The following is a 21,682-nucleotide window of genomic DNA, read 5'->3' on the forward strand; positions in this document are numbered from 1 at the left end:
CCCGCTAGCGTACTGGCCGGCGCCAGACATGCAGAACATCGCCACCCAAGTCCCGGGTTTCAACCAGCGAAAAACGGGGCGCGTCGCCCAGTTCCTCAAGCCCCATGGCACCAATTGCGGGCAAGCCTTCGGCCCCGACGGCCAAGCCCGCGCTGAAACCGACCAACTCGTCGACCAGATCATTTGCCAGCAGGGACGCGGCCAGAGCCGAGCCCCCCTCGCAGAAAACCCGGGTCAGACCGGCCTGCCCCAATTGGTGGAGCATGTCTGCAGCATCGATCCGGTGATCCTGCAAAGCGCAGGATATCAGCCGTGCGCCCAGTCCCTGCCACGCCGCGGCACGCTCGGGATCGGGCGACGGGCCGTGGCACAACCAAACGGGAATATCAGAGGCGGTTCGGGCCAACTGGCTGAGCAAAGGCAATTCGAGGTGACGTGAAACCACGACACGCACGGGCTGCCGGTCGATACCCAGATCACGAACCGTCAGCGAAGGATCGTCGGCCCGCGCGGTGCCCGCGCCGACCATCACCGCATCGTGCCGCGCACGCATGGCATGCACCGCCCGGCGGGCCTCGGGGCCGGTGATCCACTTGCTCTGCCCGGTCTCGGTTGCGATCCGTCCATCAAAGCTGCTGGCAAGTTTCAGCGTCACGAAGGGTCGGCCTTGCTCGGTCTTCATGAAAAAGCCCGCGTGATCCATTGCCGCCTGATCGCTCAGAACCCCGGTCGTGACCTCAATCCCGGCATCGCGCAACATGGCAAAACCCTGCCCCGCGACGCGCGGATCGCTGTCCTCGATCGCCGAAACCACACGGGCCACTCCGGCGTCGATCAAAGCCTGGGCACAAGGTGGCGTTTTGCCGTGATGCGAACATGGCTCCAGCGAGACATAAGCGGTCGCGCCACGCGCCTGTTCGCTGGCCTGGGCCAGAGCCTCGGTTTCCGCATGAGGGCGACCGCCGGGCTGCGTCCACCCGCGCCCGACGATCCGGCCGTTTTTCACCAGAACACATCCGACCGCGGGGTTGGGCCAGCAAGATCCTTGTCCGCGCCGCCCCAAGGACAGGGCCAGCGCCATGTATCGCTTGTCTGTTTCGGTCACTCGTCAGTCGATGGCTGCGGCGGGCGCAGTTCGTGGACGAACTCCTCGAAATCATCGGCCGCCTGGAAATTCTTGTATACGCTCGCAAAGCGAACATAGGCGACGGTGTCGATCCGCGCCAGAGCTTCCATGACGATCTCGCCGATCTTGTTGGACGGAATGTCGGTCTCACCCATGCTTTCCAGGCGCCGCACGATGCCGGATATCATCTGGTCGATGCGGTCCGGATCAATCGGGCGCTTCTGCATCGAAATACGGATTGACCGTTCCAGCTTGTCCCGGTCGAAATCCTCGCGTTTGCCATTTGTCTTGATGACCACAAGGTCGCGCAACTGGACCCGCTCATAGGTGGTGAAACGGCCCCCGCATGCGGGGCAGAACCGACGCCTGCGGATGGCCACGTGATCTTCTGCCGGACGCGAGTCCTTGACCTGAGTATCGATATTTCCGCAAAACGGGCAGCGCATCCGCCGTCTCCTCGTCCCTTGTTCCGCCTCTTTTTGTCAGCGCTGTGGCCGACTTATCCACAACTATAGGGCAGCCGCTAGAGTTTGGGTAGTCGGAAATTTCAACCGCTATATGCAGGGTCACCCAAAATGCGCCGCAACTCGGCGAACGTGGGGCGCGGTCCGGTGTTCGAACAGGTAGATACCCTGCCATGTTCCCAAGGCAGGGCGCCCACTTAAGACCGGGACCGAAAGAGAGACCGGCATCATCGCCGCCTTGATATGGGCCGGCATGTCATCGGGCCCCTCATACGTATGTTTCAGATAAGACATCGATGGATGATCCGAGGGCGGAACCAGCCGCGAGAAAAATGCCTGCAGGTCCGTCTGAACTTCGGGATCCGCGTTTTCCTGTATCAACAGTGAACAGGATGTGTGGCGGACGAACAGCGTCAGCAATCCGTCGGCCACACTTGCGGACAGCCAGTCACGGATGTCGGAGGTGAACTCGTACAGCCCCTGCCCTCGGGTTTCGATGGTGAATTCGGCCTGCATCAACCGGGTGGCCCTGTTCGCGTCAGTTGAAGAAGGGGCGCACGTTGCATCGGGCGTTCGCACCTTGGACCGACATGCTGTAGCCCGGTTGAAATCCCGAAACCACTACGCTGGGTTGCTGTGGCACGCCGCCTGTCGGCGGTTTTATGGAAAACTGCACAGCGGTCCGACGCCCGGTTGTCACACTGGGCCCATAGCCGCGCAAAACGTAAATCCGCTGCTGCCAGCCGGCCCCCAGTTTGCGCCGAGCAAAATCCGCCGCCGCGCACCAATACCCATCAACGTCCTGCCGGGCGCGGGGGATGACCTCAAATTCGGTGCTGTTCATCGGCTCGGTCCGGTACCCGTTCGGGGCGGCATCAGTCTCGACCGGAGCGGCTGCAACCATTGCCGCAACCGCGGCGCATGTCAGAATATGTTTCATTGCAAATATCTTCCCTGATTTCGACACGCATCATAGCCTAGTTTTCCACCAAGCCCAGAACAGCGCCGTTCACGATGATTTCAGGAACGGTGCGCATGCGAATGGTGCCTTGCGTCTTTGGAATCGGGACATGCGTTCAATGTGTGCCGGGGAGCCACAGATCGGTTGGTGTGACCAAATCCTTCGGCTCTGCCCGATCCCCACGGGACTGACCCGGCACGCGGCTGATCTATGACGGCCGTACCACGGAGTCTTTCTTTGCCCGGCCACGTCTTTGTGATCTGAAGCCATTTCCGGCGTAAATACTTGCGCCGTGTCTGAACCTGTGTGGGAACTGTCACCTCACAAAAACTATGCAAATGACAAAATTCGCTACATAATCCGGCCAATTCAGTGGGTTCCGGAGCGTGGCATGCAAGTCGATATCGCCAGAATTCAGTTGCTGGCGTCCGCGTTGCAGGCGCAGGCAGGGAATACTGATACGGTCGTTCGTGTCCTGACGAAAAGCGGGCTGAGTGCGCAAGACCTCGCGCCGCCTGCAAAGCTGTACAGCGCCCACAGCGAGGCATTGTTCGCCCGCCACGCTTGCGATGAACTCAACGACATCCTGTTCGGCGCGCGAACGGGTTTGCAGTTCAGTGCAACCTCCAGCCTGACGGCATATATCAGCAAGTATTCCCGGGATCTGCGGCAGGTTCTGGAGAACGCCAACCACTTCCACCGGCTGATTGATCCTGCCATCGCCGTGAGGCTGCACGAGTCCGGCAATTCGGCAACCATCGAGGCCAGGTGGAAGGACCCAAGCTTTTCGCGGTACCACCGGCGAACCGAGTTCCTCATGTTTGCCTGCATTGCCCGCCTGCGTGCTCTCACGGGGATCCCGATCCAACCGATCGAACTGCGGTTTCAGCACAAGGTCGGCGCGCTAGAGGAAGACTATTCGAAACTCGGCAGATTCCCGGTGGTGTTTGGCGCAGAAAAGCTGGAGATCATTTTGCCGCAATCAACGCTCGACGTGCCCGTCCCGACCTACGACCCCAGCTTGCGACAGCACCTGATGGAATATGGTGACCGTCTGCTGCATGAAAACAGTGACGAAAAACAGACTCTACGGTCGCGGGTCGAAGGGCGGATTACCCAATCGCTTCCCGGGGCCATCGCCCGCGCCGAACAGGTTGCCAAGGATTTGGGCATGAGCCCGCGGACATTCGGTCGACGCCTGACCGAGGAAGGCACCAGCTTTCGCCAAATTGTCGACGACCTGCGCTGCGACCTCGCCAGAACGTTTCTGAAGAACGACATGGGCCTTTCTGAGATCTCGTACAGCCTTGGCTACGCAGACCAAGCGGCATTTTCGACTGCCTTCAAACGCTGGACCGGGCAATCTCCCAGCGCGTTCAAGGATCAGTCCCGGCGCAGAAAGCTTGCCTGACAAGCGGCCGGGGGTCATCAGCGTTGCCGCCTCGCCCCGACCTGTCCCATGAGTGGACACAAGCGATATGGCCCGCGAAGGCTCTGACCACTTGCGAATTCCCGCCAAATTGAATTCACGTTTGGCCGTCGTGAACCAAACCGCAGCTCAAATGAAAAAAGGCGCCTCGGTCGAGGCGCCTTTTTGATCACTGATCCAGGAAGGACCGCAGCTTTCGGCTTCGGCTGGGATGTTTCAGCTTGCGCAGCGCCTTGGCTTCGATCTGCCGGATACGTTCGCGCGTCACGCTGAACTGCTGACCAACCTCTTCCAGCGTGTGGTCGGTGTTCATGCCGATGCCGAAACGCATCCGCAGAACCCGCTCTTCGCGCGGGGTGAGCGAGGCCAGTACACGCGTGGTGGTTTCCTTGAGGTTTTCCTGAATGGCGCTGTCCAGCGGCAGCACGGCATTCTTGTCCTCGATGAAATCACCCAGCTGGCTGTCTTCCTCGTCCCCGATCGGGGTTTCCAGAGAAATCGGCTCCTTGGCGATCTTCATCACCTTGCGGACCTTTTCCAGCGGCATCTGCAGCTTTTCGGCCAGTTCTTCCGGCGTCGGCTCGCGGCCGATCTCGTGCAGCATCTGGCGGCCGGTCCGCACCAGCTTGTTGATCGTCTCGATCATGTGCACCGGAATACGGATGGTGCGCGCCTGATCCGCGATCGAGCGCGTGATCGCCTGACGGATCCACCAGGTCGCATAGGTCGAGAACTTGTAGCCACGGCGGTATTCGAACTTGTCCACCGCCTTCATCAGGCCGATGTTGCCTTCCTGAATGAGATCAAGGAATTGCAGGCCACGGTTGGTGTATTTCTTGGCGATCGAGATCACCAGGCGCAGGTTGGCCTCGACCATTTCCTTCTTGGCCTGACGCGCCTCTTTCTCGCCTTTCTGGACCTGCTGCACGATGCGGCGGAATTCGCTGATGTCCAGACCGACATACTGACCGATCTGCGCCATGTCGTTGCGCAGTTCTTCGACCTTGTCGGACGAGCGTTCGATGAACATCTGCCAGCCGCGACCCGGCTTTTGGGCCATGTCGGACAGCCAGTTGGGATCAAGTTCACGACCGCGATACTCGTCAATGAACTCACGGCGGTTGATGCGGGCCTGGTCGGCCAGCTTCACCATGGCACTGTCCAGCGACATCACCCTTTTGTTGATGCCGTACAACTGATCGATCAGGGCTTCGATCCGGTTGTTGTGCAGATGCAGGCCATTCACCAGTTCAACGATCTCGGCGCGCAGCTTTTGATAGGTCTGCTCATCCTTGTCGCTGAACGACCCATCCTCGTTCAGAGTTGCCGAGATCCGGCTGTCCTGCATCTCCGAGAGCTTTGCGAAATCCGTCGATATCCGCTCAAGCTGAGTCAGAACCTGATCTTTCAGTGCCGCTTCCATCGCGGCCAACGACATGTTCGCCTGATCGTCTTCGTCATCGTCATCATCGTTGGCAATCGGGTTGCCGTCGGCGTCCAGTTCGGGACCCGTGTCCTTGGCGGGCTTGGCGGCCGCGACAGTCGAGGTATCCACCACTGGCTCTTCTACGTCGCCATCCTCGTCCATCTGATTGCCGAATGTCGCTTCCAGATCGATGACATCGCGCAGCAGGATATCCTCGGACAACAATTCGTCATGCCAGATCGAGATCGCCTGGAAGGTCAGCGGACTTTCGCAGAGCCCGAGGATCATGGTGTTGCGACCGGCTTCGATCCGTTTCGCGATGGCGATTTCGCCCTCGCGGCTCAGCAGTTCGACCGACCCCATCTCGCGCAGATACATGCGCACCGGGTCATCGGTCCGGTCCAGCTTTTCGGTTTGTGCACCGGCCAGCGCAACCTCACGGTTGCTGTCGGTGGTGACCAGATCGGTCGAGCCCTTCTGCTCTTCCTCTTCGGCCTCTTCGTCTTCGATGATGTTGATGCCCATCTCGGACAGCATCGACATGACGTCCTCGATCTGTTCCGAACTGACCTGATCTGGCGGCAGGACCTGGTTGAGCTGATCGTAAGTGATGTAGCCTTTCTCGCGAGCCTCGGCGATCATCTTCTTGACCTGGGCCTGGCTCATGTCCAGCGAGATTTCCTGTTCCTGGTCGTCGGACTTCCGTTCCTCGTTGGTATCCTTGGCGGCCATTCAGTGCTCCTGCAGGGATGGGTGATTCGATGGAACCGAATCATTAGCGCGTAGAAGTGATTCGGCCACCCGTTTACCCGTTTTTCTTTTCCAGTGCTTTATGAAAACACCACTTCAGCGGCGTTTCCGCTCGAACTTGATGCCCGACATGATCGCCTGAAACGCATCTTTCTCGTCGCGATTGATTCGCGCCCCGTTCTCGGCAATGTCGAATACGGCCCTGTCCTCGTTCTGGCTGCGGCTTGCGCGGTTGCGTTCTTCGGCGGCCTGGGCCAACCGGAACGTCAACGCTTCGTCCGCCAGATCGGACAACTCCTCTTCGGCTTCAGCAATCTCGGCATCCAGCCCCCGGAGCGCTTTGATTTTTGCGAGTTCCTCGGCCAGAGTCATCTGTGCCTTTTCGACGTCGCCCGGTTTGTGCACACAGGGGATTACAGCGACATGGCGAAGGGCCAGCAGGTTTTCAAGAGGGGCCGGCCCCAAAGACTGAACAATGTGCTCTTTTAGGTTGTCGGGATCGTCGATCGCGTGCCGCAGGATCGCATCGCGCAGGGCCGCGTGATCGGGGTTCAGGCATTCCATCTCTTCCAGTTGGTGCTCGAATTGCACGACCACCTCGGGGTTCAGGATTGCAATCGCCAGGATTGCCGCTTCACGCAGTTGGATATCCGCATTCTCCGAGGACGCAAGGAACGAGGCCCGCGCATCCGGAGTTGCCGACGGTTTTGGCGGTTGCCATTTGCCTTTCGGCTGCCAGTTTCGAGCCCCTGCCCCTTGCCGCTGCGGGCGGAAAAGCTGCCAGCGGAGGTCCTTGATTTCCTGTCCGTAATGCGACCGGATCGAAGGATCACGGATCAGTTGGATCTTTTCGCGCAGCGCCTTGTCCAGGGCCGCCTTGCGCTCAGGGCTGTCGAACACCTTGCCCTCGGTCTCGCGCCGCCACAGAAGCCTGACCATCGGAATTGCCGCGTCCAGCACCGCGTGAACCGCCGCCGGGCCTTCGGCGCGCAGCAGATCGTCGGGGTCCTTGCCCTCGGGCATCAGGGCGAACCGCAGAGACTTGCCGGCCACCAGCAACGGCAACGCCAGGTCGATGGCCCGCATCGCCGCGCGCAGGCCGGCAGTGTCGCCATCCAGCGCGATGATCGGCTCATCGGCGATGCGCCACAGCATGTGCAGCTGATGTTCGGTGATCGCGGTGCCCAGCGGCGCGACGGCGGCGCCGAAGCCTGCCTCGGACAGGGCGATCACATCCATATAGCCCTCGGCCACGATCAGTGGTTGCCCCTTGCCCGCCGCCTGACGGGCCGGTCCGTGGTTGTACAGGCTTCGTCCCTTGTCGAACAGCGCGGTCTCGGGCGAGTTCAGATATTTGGCGTTGTCGTTGGGGTCCATCGCCCGCCCGCCGAAAGCGATGCACCGGCCGCGTGGATCGCGGATCGGGAACATGATGCGGTTGCGGAAGGTGTCATAGGGCTTTTTGCCCTTGTTCGACGGCTTGGCCAGACCGGCGCCCAGGATCAGGTCCTCGGCCACGTTCTTGCCGCGCAGATGGTCCCACAACGCCTGCCAGCCATCGGGCGCAAACCCGATTTCCCAGCGGTCCAACGCCTGAGCGTCCAGACCGCGGCGGTCCAGATAGGCGCGCGCCTCGGCCCCTGCCCCGGTCTTGAGTTGCAGGCGAAAGAACTGTACCGCCTGCTCCATGACATCGGCCAATTGCGCCCGATGGTCCTGCTTTTCCTGCGCCTTTGGGTCGCGCGCGGGCATCGGCAAGCCGGCCTCGCGCGCCAGGATCTCGACCGCCTCGATGAACGAGACGTTCTCGGTTTCCTTCACAAAGCTGATCGCGTCGCCTTTGGCATGGCACCCGAAGCAGTAATAAAACCCCTTTTGGTCATCCACATGGAACGAGGCGGTTTTTTCGTGATGGAACGGGCATGGTGCCCACATGTCGCCCTTGCCCGGATTGGACTTGCGGTTGTCCCACATGACCTTGCGCCCGACGACCTGAGACAGGCTCAGACGGGTGCGTAGCTCATCCAGAAATCCAGGGGGCAATGACATGGTTCATACATGGCAGAAACCGGGCCGCCCGCCAAGGGCGAGGCGGGCCTTTGTCCACAGCCAATTCGCGGCCCTGTGGATTACTGCTGCAGGCACAGCTCCATCCAGGCGGCGCCAAGGTCTTTTTTGCGGATGTCGCGCATCTTCTGCTCATAGACCCATGGTGTGATCAACGGGATCGCAGCGTTGTAGTTCTCGGGCCAGGTTGGGCCGGCCTCGGCCACCGCTTCAGGAACGTCCCGTTCTTTCACGCGATCAAGACGGGCTTTTTGTACCGCCGCCACAACGTCTGCTTGATAGCGGCAGCTTTGCTCCTTGGTTTCAGCGGCAGCCAGCGGTGTGGCAAGCAGAGTGGCGGCAAGTGCGATGCGCAGCATAAGGTCCCCTTGGAATCAGTTCTTTGCAACAGTCTAACCGCGTGCTGCCACACCTTCCATTGCCCTCTGCAGATCATGCGCCAACGATGTGGCCATCGACCGGAACACCATGATCTGAATAGCTTTTTCGCCAACTCGAGTGATCGACGCCGTCATGTGAAACAGCAGCGTGCGCGCCGTATGTCCGCGCTTGAAGTGCTGCGGGCGCAGATCGACGGGCACCAGACGGGCCAAGACATCCTCGGCCCCGTCTCCCTCAAGCCGCACCACGGCCCAGGCGTCGGATTGATCGACAACCGCGGCGTGGGCGGACAGCGACGGGTTTGGCGTTGGCCCCAGCAGCAGGCACTGACCCGGGCCGAACCAGACCGCACGCGCGCCCGACTTCCCGGTCGCGCGGTTCGGGGCCGGCAAGGCCATGCCATGCGCCGCCTTCATCGCGTCGGACAGTGCTTTGGTCTGCCCTTGAAAGGCCGAAACCGCATGTATCGCGCCCGGGTCGACCTCGGTGACCAAGACCGTTCCGATGGTCAGCGGCAGCAGCCCGTCACACGGAGTCTGAGCAATCAGCTTATCCACGCACACGCTCTCCTTCTGGGTCAAAGAACACCGGGTCCGTCACCTCGCACAGCGTGGTCACGCCGCGCAGGTGATCGACCATTTTGACGATCTCGCCATGACGGTCGGGGCCATCGGCCAGAAACGCCAGCCCCAGCATGCTGCCCAGCGTCGGCGAGTAGCAGACCGAGGTTACATAGCCCTGATCGTTGGTACGCACCGGCGCAGCCTCTTCGTTGTACAGATGGGCGCCGGCCAGCAACTGGCGGCTTTCCCCGATGGGTTTGAGCCCGACCAACCGCTCGCGCCCCGGTTGCTCAAGCCCCGGGCGTTCGGACATGGTCTTGCCGATGCAGTCCTTTTTCTGCGACACCATCCGGCCCATCCCGATGTCATAGGCCGTGGTTCGCCCGTGGATTTCGGCATGGGTGATGAACCCTTTCTCGATCCGCAGGACGTTTAGCGCCTCCATCCCATAAAGCCCGCCGCCCAGCGCCTCGGCCCGTTGGGTCAGGATGTCGAACAGGCTGGTGCCATACCGCGCAGGCACGGCGATCTCATAGGCGTGTTCGCCCGAGAACGAGATTCGGAACAGCCGCCCCGGCACCCCCATAACCGACACCGGCCCGCAGGACATGAACGGCCACGCGGCATCATCCAATGGAGTGCCCAGAACGCCGTTCAGCACCTCGCGCGATTTGGGGCCGGCCACGGCGAATTGCGCCCATTGCTCCGTCACAGAAACCAGCGACACGTCCCAATCGGGCCGCAGACCCTGACGCACGAATTCAAGATGCTTCATCACGTCACCGGCGGCGGCGGTCGTGGTGGTCATCAGGAAATGACTGTCACCCAATCGCGCGGTGGTGCCGTCATCCATGACGAACCCGTCCTCGCGCAGCATCAGCCCATAGCGCACGCGCCCGACCTTCAGTGTCGAAAACGTGTTGGTATAGACGAAATCCAGAAACTGCGCGGCGTCGCGCCCCTGAATGTCGATCTTGCCCAGGGTCGAGACATCGCACACGCCGACCGCCGTGCGCACCATCTGCACCTCGCGGTCGCAGGACTGGCGCCACGTGGTCTCGCCCGGCTGCGGGAAATAGCTGGGCCGATACCACAGCCCGGCCTCGACCATCGGCGCCCCGCGCGCCACTGACGCCTTGTGCGAGGTGGTGAAGCGCTGCGGCTTGAACCCCGCCCCCTCGGCCCCCGCGCCCAGCGCGGCGATGGCAATCGGCGCGTAAGGCGGGCGGAAGGTGGTGGTTCCGGTCTCGGGGATCGCCCGCCCGGTGGCATCCGCAAGAATGGCCAGCGCCACGACATTCGAGTTCTTGCCCTGATCGGTGGCCATGCCTTGCGTGGTATAACGCTTCATGTGCTCGACCGAGCGGAAGTTCTCGGTCGCGGCCTGCTTGACGTCCTTGACGGTCACGTCGTTCTGGAAATCCAGCCACGCGCGGCCCTTGCCCGGCACCGCCCACAGTTGCGCGATTTCATAGGGCTGATCCTCGGCCTGCGGCGGCTCGGGATTGGGCGCCTTGAGGCCCAGATCACCCAGCGCCTCGGTCGCAGCCGAAATGCCCTCGCGCAGACAGGCGGCTGTGGAGAACGCGCCGTTGCAGGCCCCGGCCGTGCGCATCCCGGGCACGGCACCCGGCGTGGGCACGAAGGCGGCAATGTCACGCCGCCAGGTCGGTCGCCCGTTCATGTGGCAGGTCAGGTGGACCGAGGGGTTCCATCCGCCGGTCATCGCCAGACAATCGGTCTGAATGCGCTCTTCTCCGCTGGCCCGGCGCACGGTGATCGACTCCAGCCCCTTGCGCCCCGAACTGCCGCAGACCTGCGCCCCGCGCAACACCGGATAGTCGGTCGACACCGGCCCGTCGTGGCGGCTGTCGATCACGGCGGCAACGTGGACCCCAGCGGCCAGCAAGTCGCGGGCCGTCTGGTGAATGTCATCGGTGTTGCCGAAGATCGTGACACTCCGGCCGGTCGCGACGCCCCAGCGGTTCAGATAGGCCCGCACGGCACCGGCGGTCATGATGCCGGGCCGGTCATTATTTCGAAACGCCACCGGGCGTTCCAGCGCCCCGGCCGCCAGAACCGAGCGGCGGGCGGCGATCCGCCAATAGGTTTCCAGCGGCGCACCGGCGGCGCGGTCGCCCGTATGGTGCAAGACCCGTTCGAGCGCGGCAAAAGTGCCTTGATCGTAGGCGCCGGCAATCGTCGTGCGGGTCATCAGCCGCACGTTCTCCATCGCCCGCAGTTCTGCCAGAACCTCGTCCACCCAGACGTGACCCGGCTTGCCATCCACCTCGAGCGTTTCGGCCAGCAGCCGCCCGCCCATCCGGTTGCTTTCGTCGGCCAGAATGACATCCGCCCCGGCCCGGCCGGCCGTCAGGGCGGCCATCAAACCCGCCGGGCCAGCCCCGATCACCAGCAGGTCGCAGAAGGCATAGGCGCTTTCATACGTGTCGGCGTTGGCCTGCCCGGACAGCGTGCCCAACCCCGCGGCCCGGCGGATCATCGGTTCGTACAGCTTCTCCCAGAAGCTGCGGGGCCACATGAAGGTCTTGTAGTAGAAGCCCGCCCCCAGGAAGGGCGCGGCCAGATCGTTCACCGCCATCATGTCGAAATTCAGGCTGGGCCAGCAGTTTTGGCTGCGCGCCTCGAGGTCCGGATAGATCTCTTGCATCGTGGCCCGCACATTCGGGTCCTGCGCGGCGCCTCGGCCGATGGTGACCAGCGCATTCGGTTCTTCGCTGCCGGCGGTCAGGACGCCGCGCGGGCGATGATACTTGAACGACCGACCCATCAGGCGCACGCCATTGGCCAGCAGCGCCGAGGCCAGTGTATCGCCCTGAAAGCCCGAATACCGGATTCCGTCAAAGGAAAACTCGACCGGAGTGCCGCGGTCGATCAGCCCCCTGTCCGCGACCCTCATCGTTTGCCCCCGGACGCAGGTTCGGTCGCCGATATTTCGTGGGTCAGCGTGTTTCGGGTCACGACGATCCATGCGCCGCAGCCGCCCTCGTGATACCACAGATCCCGCGTCTCGCCCGCCGGGTTGTCGCGCAGATAGACGAAATCGTCCCAAGCGTCAGGCCCGGCATCCGGGGCGGGCCGGTCCAGATCGACGGCGGCGCCGCGATAGTAGAACTCGCGGCGGTCGCGCTCGCCGCAATACGGACAAGTGATCCTCATGGCCGCGCCTCCTGGCTTTCACGAATATTCGAACGAAACATCCCGGCCCGCCCCTAATGCAGATTGTGCTGAGAGCCCTTGCCCTCTTCATCGATGATCCCGCACCCGGTGCGGAAACGATCCAACCGGAACCCTGTCGCATTCTCGTGGTACCGGTCGGTGGCCATCAGGTGGGCAAACACGTTGCCCGAGCCCGGAACCGCCTTGAACCCGCCGTAGTTCCAGCCGCAGTTCAGGTACAGCCCGTCGATAGGGGTGCGGTCGATGATCGGCGATCCGTCCGGCGACATGTCCATGATCCCGCCCCAGGACCGCAGCACCCGGGCCTGGCCGATCATCGGCATCAGGGCCACGCCGGCCTCCATCACGCTTTCGACCGTCGGCAGATTGCCCCGCGCGGCGTAGGAGGCATAGAAATCCAGGTCGCCGCCGAACACCAGCCCGCCCTTGTCGGATTGGCTGATGTAGAAATGCCCCATGCCGAAGGTCACGACATGGTCGATGCAGGGCTTCAGCCCCTCGGTCACGAAGGCCTGCAGCACGTGGCTTTCGATCGGCAAACGCATTCCGGCCATCGCCGCGACCTGGCTGGACCGGCCCGCAACCACGATCCCGACCTTCCTGGCCCGGATCGCCCCGCGCGTCGTCTGCACCCCGCGCACGGCGCCGTTTTCGATGTCGATGCCGATGACCTCGCAATTCTGGATCAGATCCACCCCGCGCTGGTCCGCCCCGCGGGCATAGCCCCAGGCCACGGCATCATGCCGGGCCGTGCCGCCGCGCGGATGATACAGGCCGCCATAGATGGGAAAGCGCAGGTCGTCATAGTTCAGATAGGGCAGCATCTCGCGCAGCGCATCGCGGTCCAGCAGGATGGCATCGTCGCCCTGGCTGATCATCATGTTGCCCCGCCGCGCGGCCGCGTCCCGCTGCCCGTCCGAATGGAACAGGTTGATGATGCCCCGCTGCGAATGCATCACGTTGTAGTTCAGGTCCTCTTCCAACCCCTCCCACAGCCTGAGGGAATGCGAATAGAACTCGGAATTTCCTTGCAGAAAATAGTTGGCGCGCACGATCGTCGTGTTGCGCCCCACATTGCCACCGCCGATATAGCCCTTTTCCAGCACGGCGACATTGGTCAGCCCGTGTTCTTTCGCCAGATAATACGCGGTGCTGAGACCGTGCCCCCCGCCGCCGATGATGACGATGTCGTATTCGGCTTTGGGCTCGGGATCACGCCAATGCGCCGTCCAACCCTTGTTGCCCGTCAGTCCTTCCTTCAGGACGCGTAAGCCGGAAAAGCGCATTCAGATCTCCCTGCGGGTTTGCTGGCATCAAACCAACTTCCAACAGGAGTAGCAATCCGGGCTCGGGGCTCCGCATCCGTTTTCGACAAGAACTTGTCAACGCGCGACCAAACCGGTCGCAAACGAAATCGCCTTCAGAACCGCAGACGGAAGGCAAAGCCAACGATCGGAGCGGTATCATAGCCCTGCCGGCTGACCTCTTGCCCTGCTGCGTTGTCCAGGCGCAACTCGCCGTCAAACTCGGCGCCCGCAAATGCCGACAGCGAAACTCCGGGGTTTGGCGCGTATTCAACCGACAGAACAACCGGGATGCTGCTGTCCTCGCCTACGCCGCCCGGTGCCAACCCGTTATCGTTCAACTGAAAGCGGACCCTCTCGGACCGAACGGCAAGCCCCACGCTGACACTTTCCGAAGCCTTGTATTCCAGCGTGACCCCGGGGCCTTGAGTGGCCCCCAACGCGCGCCCGGTGCTCAGACGCCAGCGCTCGGCAAAGGTCCAGTCGACCAGAAGCGCGGGAAAGACTTCGAGATCATTGGTTCCAACCTCGGAGAACACGCCAAATGCCGGGCCGATGCGCAGATTGGGGTTCACCGCCCATGAAATACCGGCGAAGGCACCATAGGTGAAGCCGTCCGAGGCACTGGCGCCGGTCTCATAGTCCCATCTCAATTGGGGCGAGACGATCACCGCAGCCCCGTTGTCCAGAGTGAAACGCAATGGAACGCTCAGGCGAATGTCGCGGATGTCGTCCCACGGCTGGTTTCCGGGCAACCCGAAATCGTAGGAAAACTGACCGAAACTCGCCAGCAAACCCACAAAGGACCCGTCACCATAGCTGTAAATGCCGCCTGCCCGCAGAAACGCGCGCGATGCGCTGAAATCACCGCCGTCCTCAAGATCGGCGCTGCCCTGATAGACAGCCAACCCTTCCACAGTCGGCGTCCATCCCTGCCGGGGTTGGGCGATGGCAGCAGTCGGAAGCGCCAGGGTCGCGGATCCTATCGCCGCGGCCCAAGCTACAGAACGGGTAATTTGCATGAGATCCTCGCTGGTTTCACTGCCTGAACTCCAGCGCAGGATGTGCGGCAACCGGACTTTTTGTCAAAGCCCGATTGCCTGGTTTCCGAGACGTCAGAGGCCCTTGGCCCGATAGCTCTTGGCCACTCGGTCGATGGACACGATGTAAGCCGCGGTGCGGAGGTCATCGACGTCGTCGCGATCGTGCCAGACCTCGCTCATGGCCTGGTAGGCGATGCGCATCGTGTCATCCAGGCCCGAGCGCACCAACTCAAGCTCATCCGCGCCTTTGAGGTATTTGGCCTTGAAGTCCGGAGACATCGACCATGCATCGCCAAGATAGCGGTCCAACCGCTCCAGCTCTTTCACGATCAACTCGTGCCGCGCCTCTTCCTGACGGCGCTGCATCCGGCCAAAACGGATGTGGCTGAGGTTCTTGACCCACTCGAAATACGATACCGTCACACCGCCAGCGTTCGCATACATGTCTGGAATGATCACGGTGCCTTTCTTGCGCAGCACTTCGTCGGCCCCTGCGGTCACCGGGCCGTTCGCGGCCTCGATGATCAACGGCGCCTTGATGCGCTCGGCATTGGACAGGTTGATCACGCCCTCCAGCGCGGCCGGGATCAGAATGTCACATTCCTCTTCAAGCACAGCAGTGCCCTCGGCGGTGTGCGTTGCATCCGGGTAGCCGTTCACGCCGCCATGTTTGACGATCCACTGGTGCACCGCTTCGACGTCGATCCCCTCGGGGTTATAGATCGCACCGTCACGTTCGATTATGCCCACGACCAGAGAGCCGTCTTCCTCACTCAGGAACTTGGCCGCGTGATAGCCCACGTTGCCCAGGCCTTGAACGATGACCCGCTTGCCGTCCAGCGAGCCTGACATACCAGCTTTCTTGACGTCCTCGGGGTGACGGAAGAATTCGCGCAGCGCGTACTGGATGCCACGCCCCGTCGCCTCGACCCGGCCGGAGATGCCGCCCGCATTCAGTGGTTTACCGGTCACACAGGCCCGCGCGTTGATGTCTGTGGTGTTCATCCGCGCATACTGGTCAGCCATCCATGCCATTTCACGCTCGCCGGTACCCATGTCGGGGGCCGGGACGTTCTGCGACGGGTTGATCAGGTCGCGCTTGGCCAACTCATAGGCAAAACGACGGGTGATCTGCTCCAGCTCATGCTCTTCGTATTTGCGCGGGTCGATACGCAGACCGCCCTTGGACCCGCCAAACGGAGCCTCGACCAACGCGCATTTGTAGGTCATCAGCGCAGCAAGCGCTTCGACCTCGTCCTGGTTCACGGCCATCGCATAGCGGATACCGCCCTTTACCGGCTCCATATGCTCGGAATGAACCGAGCGATAGCCGGTGAAAGTATGGATCTGCCCCCGCAGACGCACGCCAAACCGAACGGTGTAGGTCGCATTGCAGACCCGGATCTTTTCCTCAAGCCCGGGCGGAAGATCCATCAGGGCAGCCGCCCTGTTGAACATCAGATCTACACTCTCCCGAAAGCTGGGTTCCTTGATGGCCGTCATAAAATCCTCCATGCCGGTTGACGTCGAGCGTCATGACGTTTTGTCGCACCCTTGGCAAGCAGCTGCAATCGCGATTTGCACTTTTTTTCATCAATTTATGAACAGCGCGTTTCGACCAACCGAGCCGAGTCGCGGACGTTTGCGATTTCCGGAAATTGTCCCGAGCAACGAAACAAAGCCGCCCTTCCCGGCCAGACTGCCGCCGTTTTTCATTCAAAAAGAGCACCATAGTGACGATCACGCCCAATTCTCGCCACGATCCACATCTAAATTATTAAAGTTCCGAAGAACTGGCTTCGCTGCTTTTGGCCGGCAAAAGGATTTCGTTATGCGCAATTTTGAATGGACATCGACACGGTCGGGGAAACCGCGCCAGGCAGACCGTTGCCGGGGCGCCGTCGAGTCTTTCGTGACCTCGGAAAGCGGGACGATGACCATCTTCGCCCTCTTCCTTCTGATGATCATCTTCACCGCGGCGGGCTTCGCCGTGGACGTGATGCGGTACGATCGCGAACGCGCGCGCCTGCAATATGCTCTGGACCGCGCCGTACTGGCGGCGGCAGACCTGGATCAGGACCTTTGCCCCAAGGACGTGGTTGTCGACTACCTCGCGAAGGAAGGCTTGGACCAGTACCTGGTTGGTGACCCGATCGTGGAACCCAATGTCTGCGGCGCGACCGCCGTTACGATCGAAGGCTACCGCAAGGTCGAAGCGAGCGCCCAGATGGATGTCGGCATGCACTTCATGCAGTGGTGGGATGTTGACTCGATCGCGAGCGCAGCAACCAGCGTTGCCGAAGAAGCCATTGATGACGTTGAGATTTCTTTGGTTCTCGACGTCTCTGGCTCGATGAACAGCTACAATCGCCTGGCCAACCTAAAGGTGGCGGCCAAAAACTTCGTGCAAGAGATGGCGGACAAGACCGAGGACGGGAAGCTGTCGATCTCGATCATCCCCTACGCAACTCAGGTGTCGCTGCCCGACTATCTGATGGACGAATTCAGCACGACCGGCACCAATAACCGGGCAAACTGCATCAACTTCACCAGCAGCGAGTTCAACACCACCGCGCTGGACCCCGATACGATCCGCCAACGCACACTGCACTTCACGCCGTGGAGCACCTATGACCGGCGCCCCAGCAATGGCTACGTCTACAGCGAAGTCTGTGACGAACTCGCCAACCGTGAGGTCTCGGTCCTGCAGAAGGACCCGCAGGTTCTCAAAGATCACATCGAAAGCTTTACGGCCGGCGGCAACACTTCGATCGACGTCGGTCTGAAGTGGGGCCTTGCCCTGCTTGACGAAAGCATTCAGCCGGTGATCGCACGTCTGGCGGGCGACGAAGTGCCTGCAGACTTCGCCACCCGTCCCAACAGCTACTCTAGCAACGACTCGATGAAGGTTCTGGTGCTGATGACGGACGGCGCGAACACCACTCAATACATGGTAAACGACCCCTACCGTGAGGGTACGTCCATTCTGTGGTGGAACGCCAAGAAGTCGACCTATTCGACCTATGACTACGAGACCGAGAAGTACTTCTGGCACGATGTCGACTATACCGAATGGGACAGCAGCAAGGGTTGGTACTGGGGTCGCGAGATCTGGCAGGACGATCCTTATGGCAACGACGAGTATACTGTCTATCGCTGCACCTACAGGTCCGGCGGCGTCTGCTACAACTTTGACTACAGCAGAAGCGAGACGCGCACTGTTCTGGACAACGATGGCGACCCCGCGACATCGGTCAACCTGACCTGGGATCAGGTCTGGGAACGCACGACCCGTCGCGCGATCCGCGACCTGTTCCGCGAAGCGCTGGGGAGCACGAAAGGCAACACCTGGTACAACAACGCGGTCACTTCGATCGGGTCGGGCACCAAGGATCCGCGCGCGCGCGCGATGTGTGCCGCCGCTCGCGCCAATGGCATCGTAGTCTTCACCATTGCCTTCGAGGCGCCCAGCCAGGGTAAAGCCCTTTTGAAAGACTGCAAAAGCGATGATGGCGCCTATTACGAGGCGACCGGTGACGAAATCGTCGACGTATTTGCATCGATCGGATCGACCATCCGCAATCTGAGGCTGACCCAATGATCAAGCGTTTGCTTCATAAATTCCGCACGTTCCGGCGGAAAGAAGATGGGATGGCGACGATCGAGTTCGTCTTCTGGTTCCCCATCTTCATCATGACGACCTATTCGGCCGTCGAAGTCGGGATCGGGGCCTTCAACCACGCCAACCTCGAGCGTGGACTGGACGAAACGATCCGCGACGTTCGCCTGAACAATCTGGACAAGTATACCACCAACGTTCAGGACGGCTGGACCCACACTCTTTTAAAGGACATCGTCTGCGACAAGGCAGGCTACATTCCTGAGTGCAAGGAAAACCTGATCCTGGAAATGACCCGCGTCGACCCGTTTATTGGGACCACGCTGGATCCCAACCCCTACTGCATCGATACCCCGGCAACGATCCGCAACAGCCAGATCTTCGAGCCCGGCACGTCGGACGAACTGATGATCGTCCGCGCCTGCGTCGAGGTAAAGCCGCTGTGGTGGGGCACCATTCTGGGCGCCATCGCGCGGAAAAAGCCCAACGGTATGTACGAACTGCACGCAACAACGGTGTTTGTCTATGAACCGACCTGATCGCTCAATCTTCTCGCTGGCTGTCCGGTATCTGAAACGGTTTTCGCGCAAGGAATCCGGCGTGATCAGTGTCGAGGCCGTGATGATCTATCCCCTGCTCTTCTGGGGCATGTGTGCGTCCTATACGTTCTTCGACGGGTACAAGCAGAGCTCGCGGAATCTCAAGGCGTCTTATGCGATCGCCGATGTCATTTCCCGCGAACGCAATGACATCAACGCGACCTATATGGATACGCTGTACGACCTGCTGCAGCAGATGATGTCGGACCGCTCCGACGTGTCGATGCGCATCTCGTTCCTTCGCTTCGACCTGCCGGATGACCGGCACTATGTGCAGTGGTCCTGTGTTCGCGGCGAAAGCTTTGAGGCGTGGACCGATGGCACCATCAGCGAAATCCGGGACAAGCTGCCCATCATGCCGGACAACGGCAAGATGATCCTGGTCGAAGTGAAGGACTTCTATCGCCGTCCCTTCCGCATCGGATACGGCGAAAACGAATTTGCCATGGACAATTTCGTATTCACCCACCCGCGCGTCTACGACAAGATCGACGCACCGGGCGGGTGCTGAGAGCTATTCGGCCTCGGCCAGCATCGCGGAAAGCATTTCTGACAGGAACTTGGTCTCAGCGGCGGACGTCATGCCGCCGACGCCAATACGTCGCCCGACGCGCCACCAAAGGCCCGGGGCCCAAGCCCTGCCCCGTTTGCTACGGGTCGTCAGCAGAAAGCCGTTTGACGGTTTGAAGGCGAACACACCCCGATCCACCCCTTCGATTTCACCAACCTCGGCAATCAGCTTGCCGCTGCCTGTCCGCAATTCCGTGCGCGTCAGCTCGATCCGGTCCGCTGTCGCATGCCAGACGCGATGCGCAAGCCAAAGCGCTCCACCTCCGACCACGAACAGGAACAGCTGCCATTCCGGCGCTGGCGGTGCGGCCAGCGCGACATAAGTCACGAACACGCCCACGGTGACGAGCATTCCCACGCCCATCCACCGCCGTGCCGATGAAGCCTGAATCGTTGCCAGTACGTCTTCTTGCATTTCCAACTCCGCCTTTGCCTGCCCCCCATACCCGCTTTCAGCGACAAGCAACAGGCCAAGACTCATCCGGCGCAATTTTGCACAGAGGCAGTGCTTTCTCGCGAATTGACCGTACTTCAGCGAAAATTAGATAACGGGTCCAGAGACAGGAGATCCAAATGTCGCTCAGACCAACACTCGAAACCCGCAAGGCCGTTCCGACGATGGAAGGCGCTGGTGTAAAGCTTCACCGCGCTTTTGGATTTCAGGATCCGTGCGAACTGGATCCTTTCCTTTTGTTTGATGACTTCCGCAACGAGCACCCGCAGGACTACCAGGCCGGCTTTCCCTGGCATCCCCACCGCGGCATTGAAACCATCACATACGTGCTGTCGGGAACCGTCGATCACAGCGACTCGCTGGGCAACAGCGGCCAACTGGGTGCCGGAGACGTCCAGTGGATGACGGCGGGGTCCGGAATTCTGCATCAGGAAATGCCCAAGGGAAATGCATCCGGGCAGATGCATGGGTTTCAGCTGTGGGGCAACTTGCCCTCGGCTCAAAAGATGACGGCTCCTCGGTACCAGGACGTTCAGGGCAAGGACATTCCTGAAGTGATCGATGATGATGGCACCACGGTGCGGGTCATCGTCGGCAAGTTCTGGGGTAAGACCGGGCCGGTGGACGGTATCGCCGCGGACCCGCAATACTTGGACGTATCGATTCCTGCAGGGGTGAAAAAGACATTCAAGATAGATACTTATCGCCGTGCTTTCGCCTATGTTTTTGATGGGCAGGCCGCTTTCGCCGACGCCTCGCAACCGACCGGTGTTCTGCTTGAGAAGGAAGTCGCCGGGCAAGAGCTGAACATTCGCGACATGTCGGGCAACCGGACGCTGGTGCGGTTTGGTACCGGAGACGAAATAACCGTTCAGGCCGGGCCTGAAGGAGTGCGATTCCTGTTGATCTCGGGTGCGCCAATCAATGAACCGGTAGCGTGGCATGGCCCGATCGTGATGAACACGCGCGCCGAACTCGAGCAGGCGTTTCGGGAGTTGCGCAACGGTACTTTCATCAAGCCGGCGCACTGACTCCAGACAACCGGTAACGTGGCGCGGCCAGTCAGGCCGCGACCGCTTTGCGTACCATATCCCAATAAATCTGCTCGACCTCGTCCAGCGACAGCCGTCCACCGGCCCGGTACCACGTCATGACACCATTCAGCATGGCAATCACCGCCAGCGTCGCGATCTTCGCATCCTGAACCGAGAACAGGCCGTCCTTCTGGCCGGCCAGCAGGATGCTCTGCAACGCATCCTCATACCGTCGGCGCAGCTTTTCAATTTCGGCGAAGTTTTCAGGCGTCAGGTTTCGCAGTTCCATGTAGGCGATGAACACTTCGTCCGGTCGCCGCATGTGAAACCGGATGTGGAAACCCACGAATTGCCGCAGGGCGCCCAATGCATCCGCCTGTGGTTCCAACGCTTCATAGGCCGCCAGCAGCTCTTGCATGTGGTCCTGCATCAGACGGAATAGAAGGCTTTGCTTGTCCGGAGTGTAATTGTAGAGCGCGCCGGCCTGCACTCCGACCTCCCCCGCGATTTGACGCATGGAAACAGCGGCATAGCCATGCCGTGCAAACAATCCCAGGGCGGCCTCGCGAATGCGGGGCCCGGTGATATCGGAATGAGAGCCTTGAGTACGTGCCATGGATCCATCGTATATGAACGTACGTTCATATAGAACCCCGCTTGAACCGTTCATGCAAAAAGTGCATCACGTTCA

At 61.0% G+C, this 21,682-nt stretch carries 20 protein-coding genes; 5 read left to right on the top strand and 15 right to left on the bottom strand.

Translation table 11 applies throughout. From position 1 onward, the window contains the following. Positions 1 to 4: 4 nt before the first annotated feature. The 4 genes from ribD to ACR0BA_RS05225 form a co-directional block, all read right to left on the bottom strand. Positions 5 to 1,105: a bifunctional diaminohydroxyphosphoribosylaminopyrimidine deaminase/5-amino-6-(5-phosphoribosylamino)uracil reductase RibD gene (gene ribD, locus ACR0BA_RS05210; protein ID WP_170437163.1), complete on the bottom strand. Its 1,101-nt coding sequence runs from the start codon at positions 1,103 to 1,105 to the stop codon at positions 5 to 7. Beyond that, on the bottom strand, positions 1,102 to 1,572 hold the full coding sequence (gene nrdR, locus ACR0BA_RS05215) for a transcriptional regulator NrdR (RefSeq protein WP_039534475.1): 471 nt from the start codon (positions 1,570 to 1,572) through the stop codon (positions 1,102 to 1,104). The genes ribD and nrdR overlap by 4 nt, the downstream gene beginning before the upstream one ends. Positions 1,573 to 1,692: 120 nt before the next feature. Then, positions 1,693 to 2,106, bottom strand: coding sequence for a secondary thiamine-phosphate synthase enzyme YjbQ (locus ACR0BA_RS05220; RefSeq protein WP_170339147.1), 414 nt, complete (start codon positions 2,104 to 2,106; stop codon positions 1,693 to 1,695). Positions 2,107 to 2,128: 22 nt separating this feature from the next. Further along, on the bottom strand, positions 2,129 to 2,530 hold the full coding sequence (locus ACR0BA_RS05225) for a hypothetical protein (RefSeq protein ID WP_480726775.1): 402 nt from the start codon (positions 2,528 to 2,530) through the stop codon (positions 2,129 to 2,131). A 325-nt stretch (positions 2,531 to 2,855) separates the two neighbouring features. Here ACR0BA_RS05225 and ACR0BA_RS05230 point away from each other — a divergent pair, with 325 nt between their 5' ends. Further along, on the top strand, positions 2,856 to 3,962 hold the full coding sequence (locus ACR0BA_RS05230) for a helix-turn-helix domain-containing protein (RefSeq protein ID WP_480726777.1): 1,107 nt from the start codon (positions 2,856 to 2,858) through the stop codon (positions 3,960 to 3,962). A 187-nt stretch (positions 3,963 to 4,149) separates the two neighbouring features. Here ACR0BA_RS05230 and rpoD read toward each other — a convergent pair whose 3' ends face one another. The 9 genes from rpoD to ACR0BA_RS05275 all read right to left on the bottom strand — a co-directional run bounded on the left by rpoD (position 4,150) and on the right by ACR0BA_RS05275 (position 16,218). Next, on the bottom strand, positions 4,150 to 6,138 hold the full coding sequence (rpoD, locus tag ACR0BA_RS05235; protein ID WP_170339724.1) for an RNA polymerase sigma factor RpoD: 1,989 nt from the start codon (positions 6,136 to 6,138) through the stop codon (positions 4,150 to 4,152). A 114-nt stretch (positions 6,139 to 6,252) separates the two neighbouring features. Next, the gene (dnaG, locus tag ACR0BA_RS05240) at positions 6,253 to 8,205 is read right to left on the bottom strand and encodes a DNA primase (protein ID WP_480726778.1); all 1,953 of its coding nucleotides are present in this window, start codon (positions 8,203 to 8,205) and stop codon (positions 6,253 to 6,255) included. An 80-nt stretch (positions 8,206 to 8,285) separates the two neighbouring features. Then, complete coding sequence (locus tag ACR0BA_RS05245) at positions 8,286 to 8,582, bottom strand: hypothetical protein (protein WP_170357503.1); 297 nt, start codon at positions 8,580 to 8,582, stop codon at positions 8,286 to 8,288. A gap of 33 nt (positions 8,583 to 8,615) precedes the next feature. Next, positions 8,616 to 9,161, bottom strand: coding sequence for a sarcosine oxidase subunit gamma (locus tag ACR0BA_RS05250; RefSeq protein ID WP_480726780.1), 546 nt, complete (start codon positions 9,159 to 9,161; stop codon positions 8,616 to 8,618). Then, positions 9,154 to 12,087 (bottom strand): sarcosine oxidase subunit alpha family protein, encoded by a 2,934-nt coding sequence (locus ACR0BA_RS05255; RefSeq protein ID WP_480726781.1) that lies wholly within the window; start codon positions 12,085 to 12,087, stop codon positions 9,154 to 9,156. The genes ACR0BA_RS05250 and ACR0BA_RS05255 overlap by 8 nt, the downstream gene beginning before the upstream one ends. Beyond that, positions 12,084 to 12,347 (bottom strand): sarcosine oxidase subunit delta, encoded by a 264-nt coding sequence (locus ACR0BA_RS05260; protein ID WP_149776784.1) that lies wholly within the window; start codon positions 12,345 to 12,347, stop codon positions 12,084 to 12,086. The genes ACR0BA_RS05255 and ACR0BA_RS05260 overlap by 4 nt, the downstream gene beginning before the upstream one ends. A 53-nt stretch (positions 12,348 to 12,400) precedes the next feature. Further along, positions 12,401 to 13,654 carry a sarcosine oxidase subunit beta family protein gene (locus ACR0BA_RS05265; RefSeq protein ID WP_480726782.1) on the bottom strand — a complete coding sequence of 418 codons (1,254 nt, stop codon included), beginning with the start codon at positions 13,652 to 13,654 and terminating at the stop codon, positions 12,401 to 12,403. Positions 13,655 to 13,788: 134 nt separating this feature from the next. After that, entirely contained in the window at positions 13,789 to 14,694 is a 906-nt protein-coding gene (locus tag ACR0BA_RS05270) for a hypothetical protein (RefSeq protein WP_480726783.1), read from the bottom strand. 93 nt (positions 14,695 to 14,787) lie between these two features. Continuing rightward, positions 14,788 to 16,218, bottom strand: coding sequence for a Glu/Leu/Phe/Val family dehydrogenase (locus ACR0BA_RS05275; RefSeq protein WP_093961747.1), 1,431 nt, complete (start codon positions 16,216 to 16,218; stop codon positions 14,788 to 14,790). A gap of 430 nt (positions 16,219 to 16,648) precedes the next feature. On the opposite strand from ACR0BA_RS05275, the gene ACR0BA_RS05280 reads away from it, so the two are divergent. From ACR0BA_RS05280 to ACR0BA_RS05290, 3 genes are read left to right on the top strand one after another with little or no spacing between them, the layout of a single operon-like run. Further along, positions 16,649 to 18,316 carry a Tad domain-containing protein gene (locus ACR0BA_RS05280; RefSeq protein WP_480726784.1) on the top strand — a complete coding sequence of 556 codons (1,668 nt, stop codon included), beginning with the start codon at positions 16,649 to 16,651 and terminating at the stop codon, positions 18,314 to 18,316. Positions 18,317 to 18,366: 50 nt separating this feature from the next. Next, on the top strand, positions 18,367 to 18,873 hold the full coding sequence (locus tag ACR0BA_RS05285) for a TadE/TadG family type IV pilus assembly protein (RefSeq protein WP_254429306.1): 507 nt from the start codon (positions 18,367 to 18,369) through the stop codon (positions 18,871 to 18,873). Continuing rightward, a complete protein-coding gene (locus ACR0BA_RS05290; RefSeq protein WP_480726786.1) occupies positions 18,860 to 19,444 on the top strand; it encodes a TadE/TadG family type IV pilus assembly protein in 585 nt (194 codons plus the stop codon). Before ACR0BA_RS05285 ends, ACR0BA_RS05290 begins: the two co-directional genes overlap by 14 nt. Before the next feature lie 3 nt (positions 19,445 to 19,447). On the opposite strand, the gene ACR0BA_RS05295 is transcribed toward ACR0BA_RS05290, so the two are convergent. Then, positions 19,448 to 19,918, bottom strand: a complete 471-nt coding sequence (locus tag ACR0BA_RS05295) for a hypothetical protein (protein WP_170371479.1) — start codon at positions 19,916 to 19,918, stop codon at positions 19,448 to 19,450. A 158-nt stretch (positions 19,919 to 20,076) separates the two neighbouring features. Here ACR0BA_RS05295 and ACR0BA_RS05300 point away from each other — a divergent pair, with 158 nt between their 5' ends. Then, entirely contained in the window at positions 20,077 to 20,988 is a 912-nt protein-coding gene (locus ACR0BA_RS05300; protein WP_480726788.1) for a pirin family protein, read from the top strand. A gap of 31 nt (positions 20,989 to 21,019) precedes the next feature. Here the strand turns inward: ACR0BA_RS05300 and ACR0BA_RS05305 are convergent, their stop codons facing one another. Further along, positions 21,020 to 21,607, bottom strand: a complete 588-nt coding sequence (locus ACR0BA_RS05305; protein WP_480726790.1) for a TetR/AcrR family transcriptional regulator — start codon at positions 21,605 to 21,607, stop codon at positions 21,020 to 21,022. Between the last annotated feature and the right edge of the window lie 75 nt (positions 21,608 to 21,682).

It is taken from the genome of Ruegeria sp. CI5, assembly GCF_056536885.1.

Bases quoted from the DNA above. Each gene is read 5' to 3' on its own strand.
- nrdR (WP_039534475.1), bottom strand. From the start codon at position 1,572: ATGCGCTGCCCGTTTTGCGGAAATATCGATACTCAGGTCAAGGACTCG.
- dnaG (WP_480726778.1), bottom strand. From the start codon at position 8,205: ATGTCATTGCCCCCTGGATTTCTGGATGAGCTACGCACCCGTCTGAGC.
- ACR0BA_RS05305 (WP_480726790.1), bottom strand. From the start codon at position 21,607: ATGGCACGTACTCAAGGCTCTCATTCCGATATCACCGGGCCCCGCATT.
- ACR0BA_RS05220 (WP_170339147.1), bottom strand. From the start codon at position 2,106: ATGCAGGCCGAATTCACCATCGAAACCCGAGGGCAGGGGCTGTACGAG.
- ACR0BA_RS05255 (WP_480726781.1), bottom strand. From the start codon at position 12,087: ATGAGGGTCGCGGACAGGGGGCTGATCGACCGCGGCACTCCGGTCGAG.
- rpoD (WP_170339724.1), bottom strand. From the start codon at position 6,138: ATGGCCGCCAAGGATACCAACGAGGAACGGAAGTCCGACGACCAGGAA.
- ACR0BA_RS05280 (WP_480726784.1), top strand. From the start codon at position 16,649: ATGACCATCTTCGCCCTCTTCCTTCTGATGATCATCTTCACCGCGGCG.
- ACR0BA_RS05245 (WP_170357503.1), bottom strand. From the start codon at position 8,582: ATGCTGCGCATCGCACTTGCCGCCACTCTGCTTGCCACACCGCTGGCT.
- ACR0BA_RS05265 (WP_480726782.1), bottom strand. From the start codon at position 13,654: ATGCGCTTTTCCGGCTTACGCGTCCTGAAGGAAGGACTGACGGGCAAC.
- ACR0BA_RS05300 (WP_480726788.1), top strand. From the start codon at position 20,077: ATGTCGCTCAGACCAACACTCGAAACCCGCAAGGCCGTTCCGACGATG.
- ACR0BA_RS05285 (WP_254429306.1), top strand. From the start codon at position 18,367: ATGGCGACGATCGAGTTCGTCTTCTGGTTCCCCATCTTCATCATGACG.
- ACR0BA_RS05270 (WP_480726783.1), bottom strand. From the start codon at position 14,694: ATGCAAATTACCCGTTCTGTAGCTTGGGCCGCGGCGATAGGATCCGCG.
- ACR0BA_RS05225 (WP_480726775.1), bottom strand. From the start codon at position 2,530: ATGAAACATATTCTGACATGCGCCGCGGTTGCGGCAATGGTTGCAGCC.
- ACR0BA_RS05275 (WP_093961747.1), bottom strand. From the start codon at position 16,218: ATGACGGCCATCAAGGAACCCAGCTTTCGGGAGAGTGTAGATCTGATG.
- ACR0BA_RS05295 (WP_170371479.1), bottom strand. From the start codon at position 19,918: ATGCAAGAAGACGTACTGGCAACGATTCAGGCTTCATCGGCACGGCGG.
- ACR0BA_RS05290 (WP_480726786.1), top strand. From the start codon at position 18,860: ATGAACCGACCTGATCGCTCAATCTTCTCGCTGGCTGTCCGGTATCTG.
- ACR0BA_RS05260 (WP_149776784.1), bottom strand. From the start codon at position 12,347: ATGAGGATCACTTGTCCGTATTGCGGCGAGCGCGACCGCCGCGAGTTC.